The organism is Roseovarius sp. M141, assembly GCF_024355225.1.
Classification (GTDB): domain Bacteria; phylum Pseudomonadota; class Alphaproteobacteria; order Rhodobacterales; family Rhodobacteraceae; genus Roseovarius.
Map to the genome: position 1 here is coordinate 3,581,115 of NZ_VCNH01000008.1, position 24,463 is coordinate 3,605,577.

Annotated in this window: 26 protein-coding genes and 1 tRNA gene; 8 read left to right on the top strand and 19 right to left on the bottom strand. The window is 63.2% G+C overall.

Annotated elements, in window-relative coordinates; genetic code table 11:
* Nucleotides 1–142: 142 nt before the first annotated feature.
* Genes FGD77_RS21475 through FGD77_RS21485 form a run of 3 tightly spaced genes read right to left on the bottom strand, consistent with a single transcriptional unit; the run spans nt 143 to nt 2,460 of the window.
* Nucleotides 143–496, bottom strand: coding sequence for an antibiotic biosynthesis monooxygenase (locus FGD77_RS21475; protein ID WP_255013869.1), 354 nt, complete (start codon nt 494–496; stop codon nt 143–145).
* Nucleotides 493–873: a histidine triad nucleotide-binding protein gene (locus FGD77_RS21480; RefSeq protein WP_255013871.1), complete on the bottom strand. Its 381-nt coding sequence runs from the start codon at nt 871–873 to the stop codon at nt 493–495. The genes FGD77_RS21475 and FGD77_RS21480 overlap by 4 nt, the downstream gene beginning before the upstream one ends.
* 9 nt (nt 874–882) lie before the next feature.
* Entirely contained in the window at nt 883–2,460 is a 1,578-nt protein-coding gene (locus FGD77_RS21485) for a DUF5928 domain-containing protein (RefSeq protein ID WP_255013873.1), read from the bottom strand.
* Nucleotides 2,461–2,607: 147 nt separating this feature from the next.
* On the opposite strand from FGD77_RS21485, the gene FGD77_RS21490 reads away from it, so the two are divergent.
* On the top strand, nt 2,608–3,426 hold the full coding sequence (locus FGD77_RS21490) for a sulfotransferase family protein (RefSeq protein ID WP_255014399.1): 819 nt from the start codon (nt 2,608–2,610) through the stop codon (nt 3,424–3,426).
* A gap of 243 nt (nt 3,427–3,669) precedes the next feature.
* Here the strand turns inward: FGD77_RS21490 and FGD77_RS21495 are convergent, their stop codons facing one another.
* Together FGD77_RS21495 and nth are read right to left on the bottom strand one after the other, a co-directional pair.
* Complete coding sequence (locus FGD77_RS21495; RefSeq protein ID WP_255013875.1) at nt 3,670–4,656, bottom strand: adenosine kinase; 987 nt, start codon at nt 4,654–4,656, stop codon at nt 3,670–3,672.
* The gene (gene nth / locus FGD77_RS21500) at nt 4,653–5,297 is read right to left on the bottom strand and encodes an endonuclease III (RefSeq protein WP_255013877.1); all 645 of its coding nucleotides are present in this window, start codon (nt 5,295–5,297) and stop codon (nt 4,653–4,655) included. Before nth ends, FGD77_RS21495 begins: the two co-directional genes overlap by 4 nt.
* Nucleotides 5,298–5,397: 100 nt before the next feature.
* Here nth and FGD77_RS21505 point away from each other — a divergent pair, with 100 nt between their 5' ends.
* The 5 genes from FGD77_RS21505 to FGD77_RS21525 all read left to right on the top strand — a co-directional run bounded on the left by FGD77_RS21505 (nt 5,398) and on the right by FGD77_RS21525 (nt 8,927).
* The gene (locus tag FGD77_RS21505; protein ID WP_255013878.1) at nt 5,398–6,240 is read left to right on the top strand and encodes a bifunctional helix-turn-helix domain-containing protein/methylated-DNA--[protein]-cysteine S-methyltransferase; all 843 of its coding nucleotides are present in this window, start codon (nt 5,398–5,400) and stop codon (nt 6,238–6,240) included.
* 119 nt (nt 6,241–6,359) lie between these two features.
* Nucleotides 6,360–7,025, top strand: a complete 666-nt coding sequence (locus tag FGD77_RS21510; protein WP_255013880.1) for an OmpA family protein — start codon at nt 6,360–6,362, stop codon at nt 7,023–7,025.
* Between the two features lie 57 nt (nt 7,026–7,082).
* The gene (locus FGD77_RS21515; protein ID WP_255013882.1) at nt 7,083–7,547 is read left to right on the top strand and encodes a GNAT family N-acetyltransferase; all 465 of its coding nucleotides are present in this window, start codon (nt 7,083–7,085) and stop codon (nt 7,545–7,547) included.
* Between the two features lie 110 nt (nt 7,548–7,657).
* Nucleotides 7,658–8,764: a 3-isopropylmalate dehydrogenase gene (gene leuB / locus FGD77_RS21520; protein ID WP_255013884.1), complete on the top strand. Its 1,107-nt coding sequence runs from the start codon at nt 7,658–7,660 to the stop codon at nt 8,762–8,764.
* Nucleotides 8,765–8,850: 86 nt separating this feature from the next.
* Nucleotides 8,851–8,927: transfer RNA gene (locus FGD77_RS21525), tRNA-Pro, on the top strand.
* 316 nt (nt 8,928–9,243) lie between these two features.
* Here FGD77_RS21525 and FGD77_RS21530 read toward each other — a convergent pair.
* From FGD77_RS21530 to FGD77_RS21575, 10 genes are read right to left on the bottom strand one after another with little or no spacing between them, the layout of a single operon-like run.
* Nucleotides 9,244–10,311 (bottom strand): DUF1513 domain-containing protein, encoded by a 1,068-nt coding sequence (locus FGD77_RS21530; RefSeq protein ID WP_255013886.1) that lies wholly within the window; start codon nt 10,309–10,311, stop codon nt 9,244–9,246.
* Nucleotides 10,312–10,315: 4 nt separating this feature from the next.
* Nucleotides 10,316–11,329 (bottom strand): imelysin family protein, encoded by a 1,014-nt coding sequence (locus FGD77_RS21535; RefSeq protein WP_255013890.1) that lies wholly within the window; start codon nt 11,327–11,329, stop codon nt 10,316–10,318.
* Between the two features lie 3 nt (nt 11,330–11,332).
* Nucleotides 11,333–12,820, bottom strand: a complete 1,488-nt coding sequence (locus FGD77_RS21540; protein ID WP_255013893.1) for a di-heme oxidoredictase family protein — start codon at nt 12,818–12,820, stop codon at nt 11,333–11,335.
* Nucleotides 12,821–12,830: 10 nt separating this feature from the next.
* Nucleotides 12,831–13,316, bottom strand: coding sequence for a bacterioferritin (gene bfr, locus FGD77_RS21545; protein WP_255013895.1), 486 nt, complete (start codon nt 13,314–13,316; stop codon nt 12,831–12,833).
* Nucleotides 13,291–13,557, bottom strand: a complete 267-nt coding sequence (locus FGD77_RS21550; RefSeq protein WP_255013897.1) for a bacterioferritin-associated ferredoxin — start codon at nt 13,555–13,557, stop codon at nt 13,291–13,293. Before FGD77_RS21550 ends, bfr begins: the two co-directional genes overlap by 26 nt.
* 27 nt (nt 13,558–13,584) lie before the next feature.
* Complete coding sequence (locus FGD77_RS21555; protein ID WP_255013899.1) at nt 13,585–14,604, bottom strand: hypothetical protein; 1,020 nt, start codon at nt 14,602–14,604, stop codon at nt 13,585–13,587.
* A gap of 44 nt (nt 14,605–14,648) precedes the next feature.
* A complete protein-coding gene (locus FGD77_RS21560; protein ID WP_255013901.1) occupies nt 14,649–15,911 on the bottom strand; it encodes an imelysin family protein in 1,263 nt (420 codons plus the stop codon).
* Between the two features lie 15 nt (nt 15,912–15,926).
* Nucleotides 15,927–16,406 (bottom strand): hypothetical protein, encoded by a 480-nt coding sequence (locus FGD77_RS21565; RefSeq protein ID WP_255013903.1) that lies wholly within the window; start codon nt 16,404–16,406, stop codon nt 15,927–15,929.
* The gene (hemP, locus tag FGD77_RS21570) at nt 16,403–16,570 is read right to left on the bottom strand and encodes a hemin uptake protein HemP (RefSeq protein ID WP_255013905.1); all 168 of its coding nucleotides are present in this window, start codon (nt 16,568–16,570) and stop codon (nt 16,403–16,405) included. The genes FGD77_RS21565 and hemP overlap by 4 nt, the downstream gene beginning before the upstream one ends.
* The gene (locus tag FGD77_RS21575; RefSeq protein ID WP_255013908.1) at nt 16,567–16,734 is read right to left on the bottom strand and encodes a hypothetical protein; all 168 of its coding nucleotides are present in this window, start codon (nt 16,732–16,734) and stop codon (nt 16,567–16,569) included. The genes hemP and FGD77_RS21575 overlap by 4 nt, the downstream gene beginning before the upstream one ends.
* Before the next feature lie 235 nt (nt 16,735–16,969).
* Here FGD77_RS21575 and FGD77_RS21580 point away from each other — a divergent pair, with 235 nt between their 5' ends.
* Together FGD77_RS21580 and FGD77_RS21585 are read left to right on the top strand one after the other, a co-directional pair.
* The gene (locus tag FGD77_RS21580; protein ID WP_255013912.1) at nt 16,970–18,187 is read left to right on the top strand and encodes an FAD-binding oxidoreductase; all 1,218 of its coding nucleotides are present in this window, start codon (nt 16,970–16,972) and stop codon (nt 18,185–18,187) included.
* Between the two features lie 12 nt (nt 18,188–18,199).
* A complete protein-coding gene (locus FGD77_RS21585; RefSeq protein ID WP_255013917.1) occupies nt 18,200–19,207 on the top strand; it encodes a 2-hydroxyacid dehydrogenase in 1,008 nt (335 codons plus the stop codon).
* On the opposite strand, the gene FGD77_RS21590 is transcribed toward FGD77_RS21585, so the two are convergent.
* From FGD77_RS21590 to FGD77_RS21605, 4 genes are read right to left on the bottom strand one after another with little or no spacing between them, the layout of a single operon-like run.
* Nucleotides 19,198–20,556 (bottom strand): aspartate aminotransferase family protein, encoded by a 1,359-nt coding sequence (locus FGD77_RS21590; RefSeq protein ID WP_255013921.1) that lies wholly within the window; start codon nt 20,554–20,556, stop codon nt 19,198–19,200. The two genes, FGD77_RS21585 and FGD77_RS21590, sit on opposite strands and share 10 nt — an antisense overlap.
* On the bottom strand, nt 20,553–22,001 hold the full coding sequence (phnY, locus tag FGD77_RS21595; protein ID WP_255013926.1) for a phosphonoacetaldehyde dehydrogenase: 1,449 nt from the start codon (nt 21,999–22,001) through the stop codon (nt 20,553–20,555). The genes FGD77_RS21590 and phnY overlap by 4 nt, the downstream gene beginning before the upstream one ends.
* Before the next feature lie 16 nt (nt 22,002–22,017).
* Nucleotides 22,018–23,262, bottom strand: a complete 1,245-nt coding sequence (gene phnA, locus FGD77_RS21600) for a phosphonoacetate hydrolase (RefSeq protein WP_255013929.1) — start codon at nt 23,260–23,262, stop codon at nt 22,018–22,020.
* A gap of 18 nt (nt 23,263–23,280) precedes the next feature.
* On the bottom strand, nt 23,281–24,459 hold the full coding sequence (locus FGD77_RS21605; protein ID WP_255013933.1) for a 2-aminoethylphosphonate--pyruvate transaminase: 1,179 nt from the start codon (nt 24,457–24,459) through the stop codon (nt 23,281–23,283).
* Nucleotides 24,460–24,463 lie beyond the last annotated feature (4 nt).

The following is a 24,463-nucleotide window of genomic DNA, read 5'->3' on the forward strand; positions in this document are numbered from 1 at the left end:
GCGGGGCTCCTCCAAGGCTGTAGCTCCGCGTGAAGCCGCCCGCTTAGAGGAATTGCGCGCCAAGGGGAAGGGGCAATGTCCGCGCCCGGCAATTTCCCGAACCGCCGGCGGGTGCGAAAATCGGGCGCTCAGTCACGGGCATCTAGCGCAGGCTGCGCCCCTGCGGCCCGCAATAGGCCCGCTCGACCCGCGCGATGCGCAGTTCGTAATGGGAATACCACCGCTCGATACCGTATTTCTGGGCAACCAGATGCTGCGCCTGACCCTTCCACGCAAGGATGCTGGCCTCGTCCGCCCAATAAGATACGGTGATCCCCAGCCGCGTATCATCCCGCGCGCTTTCAGCGCCCAGACAGCCCGGCTGCCGCAACGCCAGATCAAACATCGCATCGCCCATCGCGGCATATCCGGCATCGTCATCCGCCAGCAGGCTGGTGAAAATCACCGCGTAATATGGCGGCTCCGGCGTCTGCGCGAACTGCCCCAAGGCGCTCATCCCCGGTCCAGCAGCCGCCCCAGCGGGCGACCGCCCAGCACGTGCATATGCAGATGCGGCACCTCCTGCGATCCGTGCGGTCCTGCGTTCGAGATCACGCGAAACCCGCCCTCAGCACCTGCACCATCCAGCCCCGACAGACGGCAGACCTCGTGAATGGTGCGGGTGAAATCGACGATTTCAGCATCGCTCGCCTCGGCGGCGAAATGGTCATAGCTGACATATGCCCCCTTGGGGATCACCAGCACATGCACTGGCGCTTGCGGCGTGATGTCCTTGAACGCAAGGCAATGGGCCGTCTCCAGCACGGTATCGTTCGGAATTTCACCGCGCAGGATCTTGGCAAAGATATTCTGGTCGTCATACTCAAAGGTCATGGGCTGTCCTTAATCTGCAAACAGGTGGTCGGTGCGCGCAATGCGCAGCGCAGGATCATAGCCGATACTCAGAAATTTCGAGATCGGCACGGCGTTGCTCTCAGTGTCGGCGTTCTGGCGCATGATATAGTGATACTCGAACTCCGCATCGCTGATCTTGTCGCTCTCATAGGTCGCTTCGCCCCGGATCGTGGGCAGAAGCCGCTCGAGCGTCTCATTCGACGTCTGCTCGCCCGCCAGACCGACGCGCACCGCGTGGCCGACAAGGTAGTCGTCGGTAAAATCGCACTGGATTTCCAACAGCCGGGTGATGGACCGGTCGCCGCAGAAATCCTCCAACAGATCCAGATCGCCGGGATCCATGCATATGACCATGCGGTCGGTGTCGTGATAGTCGAACAGCATGCGCAGCAGCGCCCGGCGGTGGCGCGTACGCTTGCTCAGCGTTGCCTGAATACCCCCAAGTCCGGGCAGATCGCAGGCCTCCTCGTTAAAGAGATACTCGGCCGTCGGTACATTCGTTACATGCTGGATCCGATGCAGCAGGCGCTTGGCCACGTGCCATTTCTTGCACACGATGATCATCAGTTCGCGGTGGCGGCCCAGCGTGCTTTCCGCCTCCCAGAAACGCGTGGCGAAACGGCGGCCGATACGCCCGCGCCCGGTGAGAAACTTGAACAGGCTGCGCCCCTCGTCGGAAATCTTGAACAAGGCCGCGTCATCCGCATATAGCGCGGCCAGCCGTGTTTTCAGGTCGCTCGCCTCCGGGCTGATCTTGCGCGCGAACAGGAAATCCTGCCCCAACAGCAGGTCGTAGTGATCGTTGTAAAACGTCTGCGGCATCCCGTAATCCGTGAACATCAGGAAGGTCAGCGTACGCGTCTGAATTTCGCCATCCGGCACGATGTGACGCACCAACGTCTGAAAAAACGTCTCGTCCGGAATCCACGTATTGCGGAAGAAGCGCATGACGTCGCGCCGCTGACGGGTAAAATCCAGGATCCATTCGACCGTGCGGCGGCGCAGGCACCACCACTGGCTGCCGATCTGCACCTGAATGTCCGGCGGAATTTCGCGGTTCAGGCCCAGCCGCCTTTGCAGGTGGAATGACGTATCGAACAGCCACTTGTGCTTGCGCTCGTTGAAAAAGTGGCGGTAGATCAGCCGCTCTTCCTTCATCCCGGTCTTGATCCAGTCGCTTTCGAAGTAATCGAAACTCTCTATGTAATCGACGTCTCTGGCGTCCAGAAATTCATGCGCATAGCGGGCCGATTTGATTGCAGCGCAATCGCCCGACAGCAGGTAAAAATGCGTGGCACGCGGAAAGGCGCGCATGGCCGCCTCGACGGCCAGCAACGTCGCCTGCACCAGCGTCCATTCGCCCCAGCCGCATTTGATCCGCCTGCGCGCAAAACACACGTTCGGATTATCCGCCAGTGCAGCCTTGATCTGGCGAAAGTGATCGCCGCTGGCCCGCCCGTCGAAATGAATGGAGATGCAGTCCCCCACAGCAGTCAACATCTCGGCTTGCGCGATGACGGCCTCGGGATCCTTGTGGCACAGAAGTATGTAGGCAATTTTCGCCATATAGGAAACAGACTAGCCCTTGTTCCGCCGGTTGTTTACAGTGATAATCCCGATCACATTCTGATGAAACCGCAATAGTCGCGTTTTACACGGCAATAAACAACAAGTCCTGAACAGGACATCACAGGCTTGACGAGGGCAGCGACCATGGGGTTTCCCGGCGTATGGATGACGCAAAGCGAAAGCGTGGTGTACCGCGTGGTGCCGAAATGCGCCTGCTCGACCATCGGTCAGATAATGTACTATTCAGACCATGGTGAATTCTTCGATGGCGACATCCACGACGCCAAGGACGGCATGCACAAATGGGTGATGGATGACAGCCAGCCGCTGATCACCGCCAACGTCAAGGCACACAATTCCTACGCGTTCACCTGCGTGCGCAACCCCTATACCCGTATCCTCAGCAGCTTCTTTGACAAGATCTGCGGCATCCAGCGCAACGGCAAACGCTACCGTGGCAAGCTGGTCCCCCTTTTGGTGCAGAAATACGGGATCGAAGTGGGCGGCGATGATGGCAAGCAGGAATTTGACCAGATCGCCAGCTTCCGCCGCTTCCTGCTGTTTGCGCGCGACACCATCCGCTGGCGCCGCCCGATGGAGCCTGACATTCACTGGTCAGCCATGTCCGGCCATATAGGCACCTATATCGCCAATGGCGGCACGTATGATCGCATCTTCTGGACCGAAACGTTCAATGACGGGATGCAGGACGTGCTGAACGCGATCCAGACGCCCCACCAGATTGATCTGGCCACCATTCCGCGCTTTAACGAGAGCGAAGGCCACGGACCCAAACGCGCCCACCCGGTCGAGGAGTATTTTGACGACCTGTCGAGGCATCTGGTCTTTGAGATCTACAAAAAGGATTTCGAGCTGTTCAAATACGACTTTGCCGATCCGTCCAACAAGATGCCCACTGGCGAGATTGATCTGGACGAGGTTCACGCGAAACTGGGCGAGTAACGCTCTTGCCGTGGCGCGTTTTGCGGGGACGGGTTTTGGGTATTTTCACCCAGAAAAGCCGCTAACTATTTCTCAACCAAGCTCCGTCAGTCTCTGAAATGCGGTACAGGCTGGGGAGCCGATGACCGCCCAAGGAAAAGCCGCGCCCCGCTAAAGCGTTTCGCCTCAACTGACGCCGCGAGCGGGGCACGCACCTTTGGGTTTTTCTTGGGAAAAATACCCAATCTGACACCTGCGGCGCACTCAGATCAGGCCTTCTGCGGCAAACAGTGCCTTGATATCCACCTCGGGGCGGGCACCGTAATGCGAGATGACCTCGGCTGCGGCGATGCAGCCCATCCGCCCCGCCACCTGAAGCGGTTTTCCCGTAGCGAGCCCGTAAAGGAAGCCGGCTGCAAACTGGTCGCCTGCGCCGGTGGTATCGACAGGCGCGATACGCGCGACCGGCACATCGGTTCGGGTGTCGCCGCGCAGGATGATGACACCCGCGCCCGAACGGGTGCACACAACCAGGCCCGTCTTGGCCGCGGCCTGCGCCAGCGCCACGTCCAGATCCTCCGTTTCATAAAGCGACGACCATTCATGTTCGTTCCCGATCACGTAGTCCAGACCACCGATCAGGCTGCGGAAATCGCTGCGGTGACGGTCGACGCAGAATGGATCGCTAAGCGAAATACCGGCCATTCCGCCCGCGTTGCGGCAGGCCTCGGCGGCAGCGGCGAGGGCGGCCTTGCCCTTGGGCTTGTCAAAAAGATATCCCTCCAGCAGCAGCAGCCCTGCACCCGAGACGACCTCGCCGGGCACATCCTCGGCGCCCAGTTCGGTGGAAATGCCCAGATAGGTGTTCATCGACCGCTCGCCATCGGGCGAGACGAAAATCATGCAGCGCGAGGTCGGCAATTCGCCCTGCGCCACGGGCGCGTTGACGAAATCGGTGCCCACGCGCGCCAGATCGTCCGCGTAGGCGCGGCCTAGGTCGTCATCCCGCACCCGACCAATAAAGCCGCCCCTCAGGCCCAGCGCGCCAAGGCCCGCGATGGTATTGGCGACGGACCCGCCTGCCATCTGCACGCGATTTTCCATCGCCCCATACAATGCCTCGCCCCGATCGGCGTCGATCAGTTGCATGATGCCCTTTTCGATGCCCATACGCCCGAGAAACGCATCGTCGCTGCGGCAGATCACGTCAACCACGGCATTTCCAATGCCAACCGCCTGATATTTATTCATATTGTCTTATCCTCATAGGGGCACAAGTCGCGGATCAGGCATGTGGGGCACATGGGCTTGCGCGCCTTGCAGTGGTAGCGGCCATGCAGGATCAGCCAGTGATGTGCATGGTGTTGAAAATCGGCTGGAATGTGGTCCTCCAGCGCGCGCTCTACCGCCACGACATCCTTGCCGGGGCAGATGCCGGTGCGATTGCCGACACGAAAGATGTGGGTATCGACCGCCTGCGCTGGCATGTTCCACCACATGTTCAGCACGACATTGGCCGTCTTGCGCCCCACCCCCGGCAGCGATTGCAGAGCGGCGCGGGAATTGGGCACCTGACCGGCGTAATCGTCGACCAGGATCTGGCTCAGCTTGATGACGTTCTTGGCCTTCTGGCGGTAGAGGCCGATGGATTTGATGTGATCCGTTACACCCTCCAACCCCAGATCCAGCATCTTTTGCGGTGTATCCGCCAGTTTGAACAGATCGTGCGTCGCGCGGTTCACCCCCGCATCGGTCGCCTGCGCGCTCAGCGCGACGGCCACGACCAGCGTATAGGCGTTGACGTGGTCCAGCTCGCCCTCGGGCTCGGGCTGGGCGTGCTGGAAACGCTCGAAAATGGCGCGGATCGTGTGATAATCGAGTTGTTTGCTCATAAGCCATCCCTATGGCCGGATTTGCGCCATTGCGCAACATTCGGGTCGCGGCACGCATCACCTGCGCATAGGTTAGAGGGCAACCGCAAGGAGCCGCGCCATGACATCGCAGCACGAACAAAGCTATCATTTCGGCGTCATGCGCCGCGCAATCGATCTGATCGATGCGGGCGGCGAAGGCATGACGCTGGACCGGCTGGCCGCCGAGATGGGCATGAGTGCTGCGCATTTTCAGCGTCTCTTCTCCGCCTGGGTCGGCGTGTCGCCCAAACGCTATCAGCAATATCTGACGCTGGGCCACGCCAAGGCGCTACTGCACGATCGCTGCACTCTGCTGGAGGCCGCCGACGCCGCCGGCCTGTCGGGCACCGGCCGCCTGCACGATCTGTTCCTGCGGTGGGAGGCGATGAGCCCCGGCGATTTTGCCCGCAAGGGGGCCGGGCTGACGGTGTATTGGGGCTGGTTCGACAGCCCCTTTGGCCCGGCGCTGGTGATGGGCACGGACAAGGGGATTTGCGGCATCGGCTTTGCCTCTGAGACGGGCGAGACGGCGGCGATGGCGGATCTGACCGGCCGCTGGCCACAGGCCCATTTCGTGCAGGCGCCCGAGCATCTGCGCCCTTGGGTAGACCGCGCCTTTGGCACTCACGGGCCGGACACCACACCGCTGCACCTGATGGGCGCGCCCTTCCAGATCAAAGTGTGGGAGGCGCTTCTAACCATTCCTTCGGGACATGTGACCACCTACAGCCAGATCGCGCAGGCCATCGGCCACCCAAAGGCCGTGCGCGCCGTCGGCACCGCCGTCGGGCGCAACCCGATCAGCCTGTTGATCCCCTGCCACCGCGCCCTTCGCAAATCGGGGGGCCTTGGCGGTTATCACTGGGGTCTGCCGGTCAAGCGCGGCATCCTGGCGTGGGAAAGTGCCCGCGCCGAGGCATGAGATGCGCGGATTACTGCCGGTTCAATTGTTTTTCCGTGTTGGGCATCGCCCCGTGCATCCCTATAATCGCGCCCAAGTCCGGGCTGATCCGGGCACCCAAACACGAGGCTTACTTTACCATGATCCGAGCAAAGACACCTATCCTGATCGCCGCGGGCGCCGCGCTGACACTGACCGCCGCCTGCGATGCGCAGAACATGGGCGGTTTTGGCGGCCCCACGAACAAGACGCAGCAGGGCGCGCTGATCGGCGGCATCGCCGGGGCGGTCACGGGCGCTGCGACCAGCAAAAAATCGGGCAAAGGCGCGCTGATCGGCGGCGCCATCGGCGCATTGGGCGGCGCGGCCATCGGCAACGCTCTGGACAAGCAGGAGGCCGAACTGCGCCGCGATCTGGAAAACGACCGCGTCCAGATCAACAACACCGGCGACCGCCTGATCGTGACCTTGCCGCAGGACATCCTGTTCGCCGTCGACAGTGCGCGCGTGAACAACGCGCTGCGCGGCGATCTGCTGACGGTCGCGGACAGCCTGCAAAACTATCCGGGCAGCACCGTACAGGTTGTTGGACACACCGATAATACGGGCTCGGCCAGCTACAACCAGCAACTGTCAGAGCGCCGCGCGAATGCGGTTGCGGGCGTGCTGATGGATGGCGGCGTCGGATCCAACCGCATCAACACTTATGGTCGCGGCGAAAACCAGCCCATCGCGTCAAACCTGACGCCCCAGGGCAAGGCGCAGAACCGCCGGGTCGAAATCGTGATCCTGCCGAACGCGCGCTAAGACTCTGATGCAGGGCGGCCATTGCGCCGCCTTGCATCCACTTCTGGCAGCATCGCCGTGACCGTCTCCATCAGATATTTCAGACCCGAAGACGCCGCCGCTCTGGCGCGCGTGATGCACGCGGCCATCCATGCCAACGGCGACTACACTCGTGCCCAACGCAGCGCGTGGAGCCCGCGCGCCATGCCCTCCGACGCGTTTCTGGCGCGGGTATCGGACGGGCGCAACCTATGGGTCGCGCAGGATCAACACGGCGCACCTGTGGGCTTTGTCGAGTTGACGCAAGGCGGATATATCGACTGTTTTTACTGCGATCCAGCGGGCCAAGGGACGGGATCGGCGCTGTACAAAGCCCTCGAATCTGATGCGATGCGCGCGGGCCACGTGCAGCTCACAGTCAACGCCAGCGAAGCCGCGCGACGGTTTTTCCTGCGCCGCGGTTTTGCCGATATCGGGCGTCAGCAGGTTCAGCGACGCGGCGTTACCCTGCATAACTATGCCATGACCAAGACGCTGCCCTAGGCGCGGGCCGGGTGCGATGGCGCGGCGCGGGCCTTGGCCTTTCTTGACCATTGCCCGCCAGCGCGCTACCCGAATGTCCAGCAGCGCATCATCCCAAGAGGACGCCCCACATGAGCAACCCTTCGCTTCTTATCCTGCCCGGTGACGGGATCGGCCCCGAAGTCATGGCCGAAGTGACCAAGATCATTGACTGGTATGGCGCCAAGCGCGATATGCCCTTTGACGTCACCACCGATCTGGTCGGTGGCTGCGCCTATGACAAACACGGCACGCCCCTGCACGACGACACGATGGCCAAGGCCCAGGAGGTCGACGCGGTTCTTCTGGGCGCCGTTGGCGGGCCGAAATACGATGATCTGGATTTCTGCGACAAACCCGAGCGCGGCCTGCTGCGCCTGCGCAAGGAGATGGATCTGTTCGCCAATCTGCGTCCGGCGCAATGCTTTGATGCGCTGGCGGATTTCTCGTCGTTGAAAAAAGAGGTCGTTGCCGGGCTCGACATCATGATCGTGCGCGAGCTGACCTCCGGCATCTATTTCGGCGAGCCGCGCGGCATTTTCGAGGAAAATGGCGAACGTGTCGGCATCAACACCCAGCGCTACACCACGTCCGAGATTGACCGCGTCGCGCGCGCCGCGTTCGAACTGGCCCGCCGCCGGGGCAATAAGGTCTGCTCGATGGAGAAGGCCAACGTCATGGAATCGGGCATCCTGTGGCGCGAAGTCGTCACGGCGGTCCACGCCGAAAGCTATGCCGATGTCGAGCTGTCGCACATGTATGCCGACGCCGGCGCGATGCAGCTCTGCCGCAACCCCAAGCAGTTCGATGTGATCGTGACCGACAACCTCTTTGGCGATCTGCTGTCGGATGCGGCGGCGATGCTGACCGGCAGTCTGGGCATGCTCCCCTCGGCCAGCCTCGGCGCGCCGATGGCAAATGGTCGGCCCAAGGCCCTGTACGAGCCCGTCCACGGCTCGGCGCCCGATATCGCCGGTCAGGGCAAGGCGAATCCGATCGCCTGCATCCTCAGCTTTGCCATGGCGCTGCGCTATTCCTTCGATCATGGCGATGAGGCAGACCGGCTGGAGCGCGCGGTCGAAACCGTGCTGGCCGACGGCGCCCGCACCCCCGATCTGATGGGACCCGAAGGCGGCACACCGCTGACCACCGCGCAGATGGGCGATGCGATCATTGCCGCACTCGACGCCAGCCTTTAGGCCACTCGCGGCGCCCGATCTGCCGGGCGCCGCGCATTTGAGGGATTGCAAACGCCGCGCCCCTCGTCTATCGCTCGCGCCACGGTCGGGCTGTAGCGCAGCCTGGTAGCGCACCTGCTTCGGGAGCAGGGGGTCGGAGGTTCGAATCCTCTCAGCCCGACCAGTTCTTCAAAATCTCTTTTGGTTCATCTTGCGAAACCTGCCTGCCCGGCGCGGTATCGTCGTTCTGTAGGTCATACGAACAGGAGCGCCGAAAAGAGACCGTTCTACGCGCTGACCGAAGAGGCGCAGACGGCACGGCCCCACCCATCGAACAAGCCCGCTGGTCCGCGCATAACCTCACGCCCGAGGATCACGCCGGGGCCACCGTCCCGATGCCTTGGGGGGCGCTCATCTGCGTATGGCTGGGCCGATGCGCAGCTGGATCAGAAGACGCGCAACCTGCATGCTCGCGCATCAGGGCGCCAAGGGGTGAGCGCCTAAAGCGCGACCAGATGATTGTCCCACATCAGCGCCGGATGTTGCGCACGCCGCGCATCCGCGCCAAGGCGCCACAGATCCCCGGTGCCGGACGCCACCAATAGCCCGCCCCGGCAAGCAGCCACGCCACAGGCATCCGCAATTTCGCTGCTGGATTTGTGCTTCGCGTCGGCCACATCATAGGTTTGCACCAGCCCGCCGCGCGGCGATGTCACGGCCACCTCGCGCTGCCCGGCGGCAAAGGCCACACTACCGATATAGCCCTGCATCGCGCGCAATTCAGCATCGGGTGCAGAACACAGCCGAACCTCTGCACCGCGTTCGTGCAATCCCACCAGCGCCTGACCCTCCTGCCCGCCCTGCCATTGCAGGCCAAAGGCAACCTCGCCCGCGCGAGACAGGGCAATGTGGCGGATCGACCCCTTGTGCATGCGGGGCGGCAGAGTCGCCGTTTCGGCCACATTCCCATCGACGATATAGGTAAGGTTCGGCTGCATGACGGGAATGTTCAGCTTGGTCCGGCCCGACGCGGGATGCGTTTCGATCCCGCCATTGGCCACGACCAGAACGTCACTGCCGGGCATGCGCCGTATCTCGTGCGGACCAATGCCGCCGCTGCCGAATTCGCCCGCGCGGGTGTAGCCATGCGCCGCGTCCCAGATGCCAATGATACCGCGCGCGGCCTCGTAATCGTTCTCGGTCGTGTAAAGCCAGCGGCCATCCAGCGAAAACGCGCCGTGGCCGTAGAAATGCCGCCCCTCGGGCGCGCTCAGCTGCGCGGTCTCGCGCCCGGCGGCGCAGTCGATGACGACGGCAAAGGTTCCGGGGCGGCGCGCGAACGCGACAGCCTCGGGGCGGGTGGGATGCGCGGCAGCGGCGTGGCCCCTGCCCGGCAGCGCGATGCGAAACCCCAGGTCCATGTCCGGCCCGATCCCGCACAGCACAAAGCGCCCATCCGCCAGCCCCGCCGCCGACAGCCACGCGGGCGCGCCCGCATCGGCCCATGTCGCGGCGGGGGCAAGCCCCGTTGCCAGAAGCCCGGCGATGAAGCCCCGCCTGCTGGCCATCCGATCAGTCCCCGTCCATCGCATTGAACCCGGACACGACGCCCAGTTCCGGCCCCAGATCGTCCCTGACGACCTCACGAATATGGCCAATGGATTGTTGCAGCGATTCCACCCGCAGCCGCCCATTCGGGTCTGCAACCCCGGCAAAGAGCGGATCATCCAGCGCCGCGGCATCACTCAGGGCGACCTGAAAGGCGTCTTGCAGTGTCGCGGCCAGCGCCGGATCGCGCTGCGCCAGAATGGCGGCCAGATCGGCCAGCGTCTCGAGCGAAAGCACCACGTTGCGCAGGGGGCGGCCCGATCGCCACGCCTCGGCCCGTTTTGGATGCGGCGCGTCGAACGTGCCCAAGGGGCGGCCCAGCCGCGTATCGGCGGTGAACTGAAGGCCGTATGTCAGCGCCTTGAACAGCTCCTGCACGGCCTCATCTGGCGTGCGGTAGGGGCTGTCGGCGCCGGTGTTTTGCATGGTGTCGCCGTAGCCGCCCTGCCAATCGGCCAGAATATCCTGCGACAGTGCGGCGATATCGGCGGCCATCACCTGCACCAGCTGGCAGCGGTACGCGGCATCGCCCAGCGCCTGTGTGCCCGCATCATACAGCATGAATTCCAGCGCATAATAGCCCCGCGCGGCGATGGAGACATCGGAGTAGGCATCCGCGCTGTCCGCCACCGGATCGGCGTCCGCGATCAACCCGTGCAGGCTGCGCGGTGTCAGCCCGCGCGTGTCGGGCCAAAAGGCCAGCGCAAAGGCGCGGTCCCCGGTTTCGCTGGGACCGAACCGCAGGTGGCTGACAGAAATCCACGCATCAAAGGCGGTGTGGTAGGCAGCGCGCAACGCCGGGGCGTCGGGGGCACAATCGCTCTGAGCAGCCTTTGCCAGCGCGCCGCCGGTTTCGGCCAAGGCAACATAGCGGGGCAGCATGTGATCCCCAACGGCGCGGCCCACCACATCATCGGCGCTTTGCGCCCCGGCGGCGGCAGGCAGAAAAAGGGCGAGGCAAACAGCGGTCAGGCGCATAGGTTACAGGCTTTCCAAATAGGCGATCAGGGCAGCGCGGTCATCGGGCGGCATGGCGGCGACGGTATCGCGCGCGCTCTGCGCCTCGCCGCCATGCCACAACACGGCCTCCAATAGCGACCGCGCCCGCCCGTCATGCAGGAAATAGGTGTGACCGCTGACACGTTCGGTCAGGCCGATCCCCCACAACGGCGCAGTGCGCCATTCACGCCCATTCGCGCGCGCCTCGGGGCGGTTATCGGCCAGCCCCTCGCCCATGTCGTGCAGCAGCATGTCGGTATGCGGCCAGATCAGCTGAAAGCTCTGCTCGGGCTGATCCTTCAGCCGGTGTGTGACGAATTTCGGGCGATGGCAGGAGGCACAGCCGGTATGGTGAAACACCTGCTTGCCGCGCAGCACCTCGGGATTGTCCATATCGCGGCGCGCGGGCACGCCCAGATTGCGGCTGTAGAACGTCACCAGATCCAGCCCCTCGGCGTCGATCTCGAATGCGCGGTCATCGCCGTCGCCGTGTGGCGCGCTCTGGCAGGCATCCTGAATGGTAGTGCATTCACCGAACGGGTCGCCAAACAGCGGGTTGGAAATGCCGATATCGCCCGCAAAGGCGCCGGCGCTTTGCTCGCGCACTGTGGGGGCGCCGGCCTTCAGCCCGAAACGGCCCAGCATCGGCATGTCGAATTCGGCGGACCAGACGATATTGGCCCGCCCCGAAATGCCATCGCCGTCGGCATCGTCGGGGTCGGCCCAGTCCAGAATGTCGGCGGCCGGGATCGCCTCAAGCAGACCCAGCCCGATCATCTGCGGCGCCACGCGCGGGCTGAGCATCGCCTGGGGATGCAGCGGACCATAGCCCAGATCGGCGGCGGTGTAGGTGGGGCTGCGCAGGCTGGCCATCTGCCCGCCTGACAGTTCAACCGGGGTTTCCGCATAGTCGATCTGCATCCGGTATTCGGCGGGGATACCCGGCAGCGCATGATCCTGCAATTGCGTGCCATAGGTCGGGTCGGGCGCGGTACCCAGATATTGCGCGATCTCGGTGATCTGGGCGGCCTCGTCGGGGATCGACACACGTAGGAACATCGACACCGAATCGTCATCCGGCCCATCGGGCGGGTGGCCGCGCCCGTCCTTGATATGGCAGCGCTGGCAGGACCGCGCATTGTAAAGCGGCCCCAGCCCGTCGGAGGCCAGCGTGGACGAGGGCGAGGAGACCCAAATCTTGCGAAAAAGGCCGTTGCCGACCTTGAATTTAAGCTCGTCCTCAAACGTGATGTTGCCGGAGGCGTCGGAAAACGCGTCTGCCGTATCGCGTACGCGCACGGTGGCGGCGCCAGCGGGACGCTCTTCAAATTTTTCGGGTTTGTCAAAGTCGGTGGCGGGCCGCGTGACCGTTGCCACCCTGCCCGCCTCCTCCCCCGTGCGGGGGAGGATATCCAGATGCGGCTCGTCCAGCGGGCCGGCCATGACGCGGCCGGCCAGCATCAGTGCCATTGCGCAGAGTTTACTCCGCCTCGTCCATTTTCGATGCGTTAAGCTGCGCATATTTCTCTTCGCCCAATTTCTCGACCAGATCGAGCTGCGTTTCGAGAAAGTCGATATGCCCCTCTTCGTCGGCCATCAACTCCTCAAAGAGGTTTTTCGAAACGTAATCGCCCACTTCCTCGCAATGTTTGCGCGCCTCGGCGTATAGTGTGCGCGCCTCATGTTCGGCCTCCAGATCGCATTCCAGCGTTTCCTTGGGCGTCTGCCCGATGCGCAGCGAATCCAGCTTTTGCAGGTTCGGATGACCTCCCAGGAACAGGATGCGCGCGATCAGCTTGTCGGCGTGCTGCATCTCTTCGATGCTTTCCTCGCGGCTCTTCTTGGCCATGTGGCCAAGGCCCCAATCCTCTTGCAGGCGGTAGTGCAGCCAGTATTGGCTGACGGCTGTCAGCTCGGCGCGCAGGGCCGTGTTGAGATATTCAATTGCTTTCTTGTCGCCGTTCATCTTGGATGTCCTGTGTTGCTCGGACCCGAAGGCCGCGAAGTGTCATGGGAACTTCCATCTTATCATTTTTGCGCATGGTTGAAAGGAAGAGCGGCATGCATCCCCCGCAATCTGCCGATTTACCCAAGGCGCGGTACACCTTGCCGGGCGTGATGAGCGCCGTCGGGTCCGCGGCCCTCATCCAGTTGATCGCGGCGTCTATGTCGTGATTGGTGATGCTCTGGCAATGACAGATGATCATGACACTTCTCCTTGGCGCAGGCCCGGCTTAGAATTCGTAGGCGATGACGGTGCCGATCGTGTGGGTCTTGTCCGCTCCCTCGCGGCCATAGCGGTAGCCAAGCGACGCAAAGACATTCGTCGCCAGTTCCATTTCGCCGGTCACGGTCGCCAGATGGTCGATGCGCGCGCCGTCCAGCTTACGGCTGGCATAAACGCCCGACACAGTGACGGGACCGAACGGCGCGGCAAGGCCGACAGAACCATATTTGGCCGCTGTGGATGTGCCGGCGAAATCGGTGAAATAGGCCATCTCCGCCAGCAGCTCGACAGGGCGCCCCAGATCGTAGGTATGCGTAGCGCCCACCACCGCGCCCCTTTGGTCATGTGTATCGCCCGCGCCGCGTGCAAGGTTTTGCACACCCGCGCTATAAGTCGTCGCGCCCAGTTCGCCAGCCATCGTGATGGTGATACTGTCCGGCCCGCTGGTGTTGCCGACACCGCCGTCCAGCAGGCTGCCCGGCCCACGCCTGCGGCCCAGCGACTTGCTCAGGACCGAGCGGTCAGCGTTGAACAGGGCGACCGACACGACATTCTCGGACGCGCCGATGGCAAAGGGGATCAGCACCGCGCCGCCGATCTGTTCAGTCAGCTGGTAATCCTCGGCGAAATCGGCACCAAAGATGCCGGGCGCCTCGTCCCATGCGATGCCGAAGGCCGGGTTGAACTTGCCCAGAATGATCTCACCGGCGCCGAAATCATGCGCAAAGAAGAACTCCTCGGCATACAGCCCGTGATCCTCGAACACGCGGTCGCCGGTGGCGTCGATGATCGGCTCGAAGGTCAGCGCAAGGTTCAGCGACGACGACGCGCCGAGGGCCATGGTGATCGCCGCCTCGATGGTGGCGTAGGTATCGCTGAACTCGATGGCTGGATCGCTAGAATCGACCACGGTGTCATTCTCGATCTCGACCGAGAATTCCGCCGCAAACGGGCCGTATTCCCATGCCAGCGCAGGCGAGGCCGATAACAGCACCAGTGCACCTGCAATGGGGGCCAGTTTGGTCATGAATTCGTCTTTCTTCTGTCTTTGCATCATCTGGTCAGGTTGCCCTACTGAAACACGGCATCGGGATCATCCAGACTGTCGGACCCCTCGAACGCGATGGCATCCACGCCCAGCACGGTCACGATCCGCTCGATCGTGCGGGTCTGATCGACCAGCCCGTCGACACCGCCCATGACCAGCGCCTCGCCCGCCGCGTTGCCGCGCGCCAGCATCTGGTCATAGGCCGTGCCGGCCTCGGCTGCGGTCTTGATCCGGCCCAGTGCGCGCATGGTGGTCGACAGCTTGGTCTGCATCTCGCCATCCAGCGCGGCATCGGTTTCAGCCACCAGTTCGGACAGCGACGGCCCGCTGACCATGCTGCCATCGATGCGGATATATGCGCCCAGATAAACGTTCTGGATCCCCAGACCGTCATAGTAATGGCTGTTATGCGTATTGTCCGAGAAGCAGTCATGCTCTTCCTCGGGATCATTCAGCATCAGGCCCAGCCGCATCCGCTCGCCCGCCTGTTCGCCGTAGCTGAGGCTGCCCATGCCGGTCAGGATGGCGGAAATGCCGGCATTCTCGTCTCTGGTGACGGCCTCGCGCGCGGCGCCGCCCTCGGTCCATTGCCCGGCCATCCAGTCCAGATCCGAAATCAGCAGATCGGTCGCGGCGCTCAGGTAATCAGCGCGGCGATCACAATTGTCGTTAGTGCAGTCCTCGCCCGAGCCATAGTCGGTCCAGGGCCGCTCGCCCGTGCCTGCATCGGTGCCGTTCAGGTCCTGCCCCCACAGCAGGAATTCGATCGCGTGATAGCCGGTCGCGACGTTCGCCTCGACACCGCCCGCCTCGTGCAGGGTATCCGACAGCAGGTCGGGTGTGATCTGGCCTGCGTCGATCTCTTGGCCCGACAGGGTGAATTTGGGGTTGGCAATCACGTTCAACGCCTTCAGGTCGTTCTCGTCCGAGGCGCCGCCATAGGCCGCATCGACATAATCGATCAGCCCCTCGTCCAGCGGCCACGCGTTCACCTTGCCCTCCCAATCGTCGACGATGGGATTGCCGAAACGGAACACCTCGGTCTGCTGATACGGCACGCGCGCGGCGAGCCATGCAGCGCGCGCTGCCTGAAGCGCCTCTGCCGACGGCGCATCAATCAGCGCTGTCACCGCCTCTTTCAGTGTGCGCGCGGCGGCTGCGCTGTCCTCGTACCCGGCAGCGGCGATGTCCGCATAGGTGGTCAGCACCTCGGATTTGGTCGCGGCAAAGGCGGGCAGCGTCAGGGCAAGCCCAAGCGCGGTCGTGCTGAGAAAGAGACGGGTCATAAGCAGATCGATCCTTTAGTGAAGCGTTTTCGGCACAGCGGCGCGCCGTGCCAAGTCACGGGGCGCGGCCAGCGCCATGCATTTCAGGGCCAGCCCACATTCGCAGGCAAGTGAGGCGAACACCGGCGCCATGTCGGCGCGCACGATCAGCGTTGCCATCAGCAGCGCATCCTCGCGCGCGCCCTCGGCGGCGGCGGCAATGAAATTGGCGAAGCATGATTCATCGGCGCCAAGGCATTTGCAGGTGACGGCATGGCGCATCAATGGGCGGCGGCAGTGATCCGCGCATAGCTCCATCAGCGTTTCCCACGCATCAGACGCGGCGGTGCCATGATCGGGGCCCAGCGCGGCGGCGAAATCATCGCGCACGGCCTGCCGGCTGCGCGCGCCATCACACCACAGGCGCAGGTATAGCACCGACGCGGCCTCCAACCCCTCCATATGGGCCAGTTGCCCGACAGGCGCGCCGCCGCGGGATGTGGGTTGCGCGCTCATTTCGTCAGGATCAGCTTGCCCGCGCGGGTGATGCGCAGGGTATAAACCTTGTCGTCCAGCACGATACGCGCCTGATCACCATTCATCACCAGTTGCTGCGCGTCATATGTGGGCAGATCACTGGCGATATGGCCGATCTCGATTGTTTTGGGCTGAAGCGTCATGTCATAGCCTCCTGGGGGGCACGCGCACGATCCAGCATCCATTCCAGGCTGAACCCCTCAATACCGCCGACGTCCTGCCATCTCTGGGCGGTCTCGGCGGCGCAGGGGCGCACGGTTCCGCTTGGAGCGGTCTGTGGCTGGTCGGGCAATGTCTTGGGCCGCATCGCGCGTCCTATCTGTGAACATCCGTCGGCTTCCCCATGCGCTATCGCGCCACATCGCGGGGTGGCTGGTAAGTTTCTATTCCTGAGTGAATTGATAGGCTATGTCAATCCGACTTATTTGGTCGGAAACATTTTTTTACTTTTGATCCTGATCTGCCTGCGCCGCAGACGCTTGCCTTTTTCGAAATGCATGGCGATGGTCGGCGTCACCACCCTACGCCAAGGAGCCGCCCATATGCCCCCCAACAGCTATGTCTCGACGCCCGCGCATGACAGCTATGACGTCGTCATCATCGGCGGCGCCATGATGGGCGCGGCGACCGCGTGGTTCCTGACCCAGGAGGCGGATTTCGACGGGCGCATTCTGGTGATCGACCGCGATCCGACCTACGCGAAATGCTCGACCGGGCACACCAATTCGTGCATCCGTCAGCAGTTCAGCAGCGCCCTGAATGTGCGCATCTCGCAGTTTGGCGCGGATTTCATCCAGAACCTGCGCCACTACATGGGCGGCGACGACCGGGTGCCGCAGCTGAAGATCCAGAATTACGGCTACATGTATCTGGCCGATACCGATGCAGGCGCCGATGCCCTGCGCGCCAGCCATGCGGTGCAGATCGCCGAGGGCGCCGGAACGCGGCTGCTGACCCCCGATCAGATCGCCGCCGAATACCCGTTCTACGCGCTGGACGATATCACGCTGGGCAGCATCAACACCAAGGACGAAGGCTATTGGGATTACATGGCCGTGTTTGACTGGTGGCGCCGCTCGGCGCGCGAGCGGGGTGTGACCTTTCTGGAAGGCGAGGTGATAGCGATCAACCACAGCCGGAGCCGGGTTGACAGCGTCACGCTGGCATCGGGCGATACCATCGCCTGCGGTCAGCTGGTCAATGCGTCCGGCCCGCGCGCCGCGCGCACGGCGGCAATCGCCGGTATCGATATCCCCGTCGAACCGCGCAAACGCTACACTTGGACATTCTCGGCCGCACAACCGCTGGACCGCGAACTGCCGCTGACGGTCGATCCCTCCGGCGTGCATATCCGGCAGGACAGCCGCGACACCTACATGGCCGGCGCGCACTGCGATATCGACCCCGCCGTCGACCCGGACGATTTCGAAATGGACCATGACATCTGGATGGACCACGTCTGGCCCGCCATCGCCACCCGCATCCCGCAATTCGAGGCGATCAAGGTGCTGCGCGAATGGGCCGGGCATTACGCGATGAATACGTTCGACCACAACGCCATCACCGGCCCGCACCCGGAGTTAACGAACTTCTTGTTCCTCAACGGATTTTCCGGCCACGGCCTGCAACAGGCGCCCGCCATGGGGCGCGGCACCGCCGAATGGCTGACGCATGGTGCATATCGCACGCTGGATCTGACACCGTTCCACTTTGGCAGGATCGCGGCAGGCGAGCCATATGTCGAAACTGCCATCATCTGAAGGGTATCCCGCATGAAGATCGTCCGCACCGACGCCGAACTCCAGACACCCATCGTCGATGCGGCGCTGCGCAAGGCAGGGCATGATCTGATCACCCTGCCCGATGGCGTGGACGAACAGACCCTGATCGCTGCTGTCGCGGAGGCGGAGCTTTTGCTGATGTGCTACGCTCCCGTCACTGCCCGCGTGATCGACGCGGCGCCAAAGCTGCGCGGCATCGTCAAATACGGTGTCGGCATCGACGCCATCGACATCCCGGCAGCCAAGGCGCGTGGCATCACCGTCGTCAACATCCCCGAATATGCCGAGGAAACGGTGGCCGAGGGCGCCTTTGCCCTGATGATCGCATTACCGAAGAAGCTGATCCCGCTGGCCCGGGAAATGCGCAGCGCAGGCTGGGCGTGGCCCGAGCCCGCCTGGCTGGGCCACGACATCGCGGGCAAGACCGTGGGCATCGTCGGCTTCGGCAAGATCGGGCGCAGCATGGCGCGCATGTGCGGCCAGGGATTCCGCGCAAATGTGATCGCCTACAGCCCCCACACCCCGCCCGGCGACATGGAGGCGGCGGGCGTGCGCCACTGCGACACCCTGCACGACCTGCTGACCCAAAGCGACGTGGTCAGTATTCACAGCGTGCTGAACGCAGGCACCCACCACCTGATCGGCGAGGCCGAACTGCGCGCGATGCAGCCCCATGCGCATCTGATTAACGTCTCGCGTGGCGCCATCGTGGATGAGGCGGCACTGGTGCGCGCGTTGCAGGAGGGCTGGATTGCAGGCGCTGGTCTGGACGTGTTCAGCGACGAGCCGCTGCGCCGCGAGGGCCATATGATCAGCCCGCTTTACGACATGGATAATGTCATCTTGTCACCGCACCTGACATTCTACACAGCCGAGGCGATGGAGCGGCTGGAGCGCGAGACGCTGGAGCGCTGCAACGAGCTGCTGGAAGGGCGGCCCGTGCTGGTCAAATCCGCCGACCCGCGCCTGCAACGGCAGACAGGCGCGCGCTACCTCTGAGAAGCGGCCAGAATGGCACCCACGACAATCTCCAACGCGCGGTCCAGATCGCCGCGCGCAATCGTCAGCGGCGGCGACAGGGTCAACACGCAGCCTTGGCTGATCTTGAAGCTGAGGCCCGCATCGAGGCAGGCGTAATAAATCCCCTCGGCCAGCGCGTTGCCCGGGGTCTTGCCCTCGCGCTCCTGTACGATCTCCACCCCGAACATCAACCCGCGCCCGCGAATATCGCCGACGATGGCGCAGCCGTCCAGCCGGTCGCGTAGCAGGGTCATCGCATAATCGCCCAGCTCTGCCGAGCGCTCGACAAGGTTTTCGTCCTCGATGATTTCCAGCGTGGTCAGCGCGGCGCGGGCCGTCACCGGGTTTTTTTCGTGCGTGTAATGCCCGATGGCGAAATCGCCGCAGACGTCCAGATCGCGGCGCGCAACGCAGGCGGCAATGGGCAGGATGCCCCCGCCCAGTGCCTTGCCCATCGTGACAATGTCGGGGATCACATCGTCATGCTCGAACGCGAACATGCGGCCCGTCTTGCCCAGACCCGTCGGTATTTCGTCGAAGATCAGCAGCGCGCCATGCCGGTCACAGGACTCGCGCACGGCCCTCCAGAAACCGGGCGGCGGCACGTAGGGAACGGCGCGCATCGGCTCGGCGATGACGGCGGCGACGTCGCCTTCACGCTCCAGAACGTAATCGACCATCTTGGCGCAGGCGAGTCCGCAGACGTCCGGCCCGGAGTGGTTATAGGGACAGCGATAGCAGGCGAAGGGCGCGACATGCTCGGCGCCCGGGATCAGCGGGCCGGCGATATGGCTGCGAAACGTCGCCTCGCCGCCGACGCTGGCCGCGCCCATGCCGGCACCGTGGAAGGCATCCCAGAAGCTGACCGTCTTGAACCGGCCCGTCGCGGCGCGCGCGATCTTCAGCGCCACCTCGTTGGCGTCCGATCCGCCGGTGGTGAACAGCGTCTTGCCCAGATCGCCGGGCGCGATGCCGGCCAGCTTCTCGGCCAGCGCGACGGCGGGTTCGTTGGTGAAACGGCGCGGGGCGAATGGCAGCGCATCCATCTGCGCGGCAATCGCGGCCTTCAGGCGCGGGTGACCATAGCCGATGTGATGCACCGAATTGCCATGGAAATCCATGAAGCGGCGGCCATCCATATCCTCGATCCAGATCCCTTCGGCGCGTGCGATGGTCGACACGCAAGGGCTGCTGAGCGACTGATGCAGAAACGCATCCGAATCCCGCTGCAAAAGCGGCGCGGAATTCGGCCCGATGGATTTCTTCAGCCAATCCTTACGCGCGCGCGAGGTGTTGGATTCGCCCTCGGTGTGAACGATCTGGGTCATCCCGGCCACGGCAGGGAGTATGTCTTGACGTTGGTAAAGAATTTCATCGCCTCGATCACGCCTTCCTTGACGGCGTTGCCGCTGTCCTTGATGCCGCCGAAGGGCGACATTTCGATCCGGTAGCCGGGCTGTTCCCAGATGTTGCAGGTGCCCACGTCCAGCCCGTTGATATAGGCAATCGCGCGGTTGAGATCGTTGGTACACACGCCCGACGACAGACCGAAGGGGGTGGAGTTCGAGATTCTCATCACCTCGGCATCATCATCTGGCACGCGCACGATGGGAATGATCGGGCCGAAGGTTTCGTCCATCACCAGTTCGCTGTCATGGGGTACATGATCGACCACGATGGGCGGCAGCAGCGCACCCTGACGCGCGGGGTGATAGAGGATTTTTGCGCCCAGTTTCTCGGCATCCAGAACCCGGTTTTCAAATATCTCGGCGGCCCTGGCATGCACGACGCAGCCCAGCTGCGTTTCGGGGTCCATCGGATCGCCAAACTTGATCGCCCTGGCCTTTTCCAGCACCAGCGGGACAAACCTGTCGGCCACGGACTCCTGCACCAGGATACGCTTGATCGCGGTGCAGCGCTGGCCGGAATTGCCGGTGGCGCCGGCCACCGCGATGGTTGCCGCCTTCTCCAGATCCGCGTCGCTCAGATCGTTGCAGATGATCAGCGGGTCGTTCCCGCCCAGCTCCAGCGCCTGCCGTTTGTAGCCCGCCTTGGCCGCGATCATCTTGCCCACCGGCACGCCGCCGGTGAAGGTGATGATGTCGATATTCGGGTTGGTGATCATCTCATCGCCGATATCGCCGGGCCAGCCGGTGACGATCTGGAACATCTCGGGCGGCAGACCGGCCTCGTAGAGGATGTCTGCCAGCGCGATGGCGGTCAGCGGGGTCAGCTCGGTCGGCTTGCACACGACGCAGTTGTTCGTGGCGATCGCCGGGGCGATCTTGTGGCTGACCATGTTCAGCGGGTGGTTGAAGGGGGTGATCGCCGAAATCGCGCGCACAGGTTCCCGCATGGTAAAGATTTTGCGCGGCTTGCCGTTATGGGTCAGATCGCACGAGAAGATTTCGCCATCATCGATCAGCGCCTGCGAGGCCGCAAAGTTGTAGACATCCTGCGCGCGTTTCGTCTCGTAGATGGCGTGCTGGTGGCAGATGCCCAGTTCCAGCACCAGCCATTTGGCCAGATACTCGCGCCGCTCGCCGATCAGCTCGCCCGCGCGCTTGAGGATCTCGCTGCGCTCGTAGCGGCTAAGCTTGGGCTTGTAATTCGCCGCGATCCCGAAGGCGCGGCGCGCATGGTCGGCGGTGCCCGCGGGGACGGTGCCCACGACCTCACCGGTGTAGGGATAGGTTACCTCGATCACGGCGTCGGTAAAAACCACCTCGCCGCCGATGCGCATGCCCTCATGGCGTGGCTCGATCCGGGTCATCGGCAGATCCTCCATGTCAAAGCGCCGCGGCTGTGGCGGCGACGTGGAACGCGTCGAAGTTGCGTAATTCCGGCTTGCTGGGCAGATCAATCTTGCGGTTGACGATGAAGGGCACGACCTGCTCGGTCAGGCCGCCATGGCTGCGCAGCGGCTCGTTCAGGGCGGCAAGGTCGTGGCGATGTTCGGAGGTGCCGATGGTCATGTTCTCGGTCGAGATCATGACGATGTCGCCGATGCGGTCGGCGGGCAGTTCAAAGCGTTTCACCGCCTCTTCCTTGCCGATGACCTCCAGCAGTTCGTCATGCTTTTTCAGCTTGGCGATGATGTCTGCGCGGTCGGCGCCCTTGGGAAGATAGGCCGTGGCGAAACCACCCAGCGCGCCGTGGTGGACGACGTAGGGGTCGGTGATCGGCAGGATGACGCGCGCGGCGGCCTCCCCCAGCCACTCGTCCATCAGATCCTGAACGTAGATGACCTGCGGATCGCCATTTGCGTCATGCTTGGGCTTCATGCCGTGATCTGCGGTGACGACGATGGCGGCGCCCATGTCGTCCAGCTCGCCCAGATACTTGTCGAACATCTTGTAGAAGGATTTGGCCTCGGCATCATCGGGGGCATATTTGTGCTGCACGTAATCGGTCGTGGTCAGGTACATCACGTCCGGCTTCCAGTCGCGCAGCAGCTTTACGCCCGCGGCGAATACGAATTCCGACAGTTCGGCCGAATAGACTTTGGGCTGCGCCATGCCCAGCCATTTGCTGGCGGCGTCCTGCCCATGCTCGGCCTGTGTGGAGCTATCTGACTTCTCGGCGGAGAAGCATTTGGCACGGTCGTCGTCAAACGTCAGTCCCGCGCCCAGAAGCGCGCGCAGCTTGTCCTTGGCGGTGACGATAGCGACGCGCGCCCCGGCCTTGTGGAATTTCGAGAATACCGTCGGCGCGCGAAGGAAACGCACGTCGTTCATCATCACCTCTTCGCCGGTGTCGGGATCATAAAGGTAATTGCCGCAGATCCCGTGGACGATGGGCGGGCGGCCCGTCGCGATGCTGAGGTTGTTGGGGTTGGTGAAGGACGGGATCACCGAATGGGCCAGCCGGTCGGTGCCGGTTTCCTTCATCCGCGCAAGGTTCGGCATCAGCCCGTCCGCGATCGCCTTTTCCAGATATTCCGGCTCGCAGCCGTCCAGACAAATGGCGATCGCACAGACCTTGGGCGCGGGGTATTCGCGGTCATTGGCGGTAACGGGGGATTTGATCGGCATATGTTCAGTCCTTAGATTTCAGGCGGCCAGCTTGGCGCGTTCTGCCAGCGCGATGGCCGGCGGGGTGGCGTCCATGACGCCCATTTCCTTGAGCGATGCACCGGCGGCTTCGACCACCTCGCGCATCACATGTTCGTCCATCTGACCGATACAGCCAACGCGGAAGCTGTCGACGATGGTCAGCTTGCCGGGGTAGATGATGAATCCCTTGTCCTTCATCAGCTGGTAAAAACGATCGAAGTCGAATTTTTCATCCGCAGGACAAAAGAACGTGACGATGATCGGCGACAGCCAGCGATCCTTGAGCAGCGTCTCAAAGCCGAGGCCGCGCATCCCCTCGACCATCACGTCGCGGTTGCGTGTGTAACGCGCGCCGCGGCCGTGAACGCCGCCCTCTTCCTCGTGCGCGCGCAGCGCCACAAGGAACGCGGCGACGACATGGGTCGGCGGGGTGAACCGCCACTGCCCGGTCTTGTTCATATGCGCCCATTGCGCATGCACATCCAGGCTGAGCGAATGGCTGCGCCCCTGCGCCGCCTCCAGTTCCGCCTTGCGCGCGATGACAAATCCAAAGCCGGGCACGCCCTCGATACATTTGTTGGCCGAGGATACCAGCGCCTCGAACCGGATTTTCGAGGGCTGCAAGTCGACCGCGCCAAAGGCCGACATCGAATCAACCAGCAGCTTGCGCCCCGCCGCATATGTCACTTGCGAGATTTCCTCGACCGGGTTCAGGATGCCGCTGGACGTCTCGCAATGGATGGCGATCACATGGGTGATCGCGGGGTCGTCAGCGAGGATCTGCGCCACCTCTTCGCCGCGCGGGGGCAGGTAATCACCCTTGTCCAGCACCACATGATCGCGGCCCAGATACTCCAGCGTCTGCACCGAGCGCTTGCCATAGGCGCCATTGGCCAACACCAGCGCCTTGCCATCCCTCGGGATGAACGATGCCAGCATCGCCTCGACCGCAAAGGTGCCGCTGCCCTGTATCGGCACGCAGTCAAAATCATCCTGCCCTTCGCCCAGCATGTCCAGCAGGCGGGTCCGCATTTCAAGCGTCATGGCGCGAAAATCATCGTCCCAGCTGCCCCAATCGCGCAGCATCGCCTGTTTGGTGGCGAGCGACGTGGTTAGCGGCCCGGGGGTGAGAAGATAAGGTTCGCCCAGATGGGGGGGATCGATGGGGACGCTCATGTTA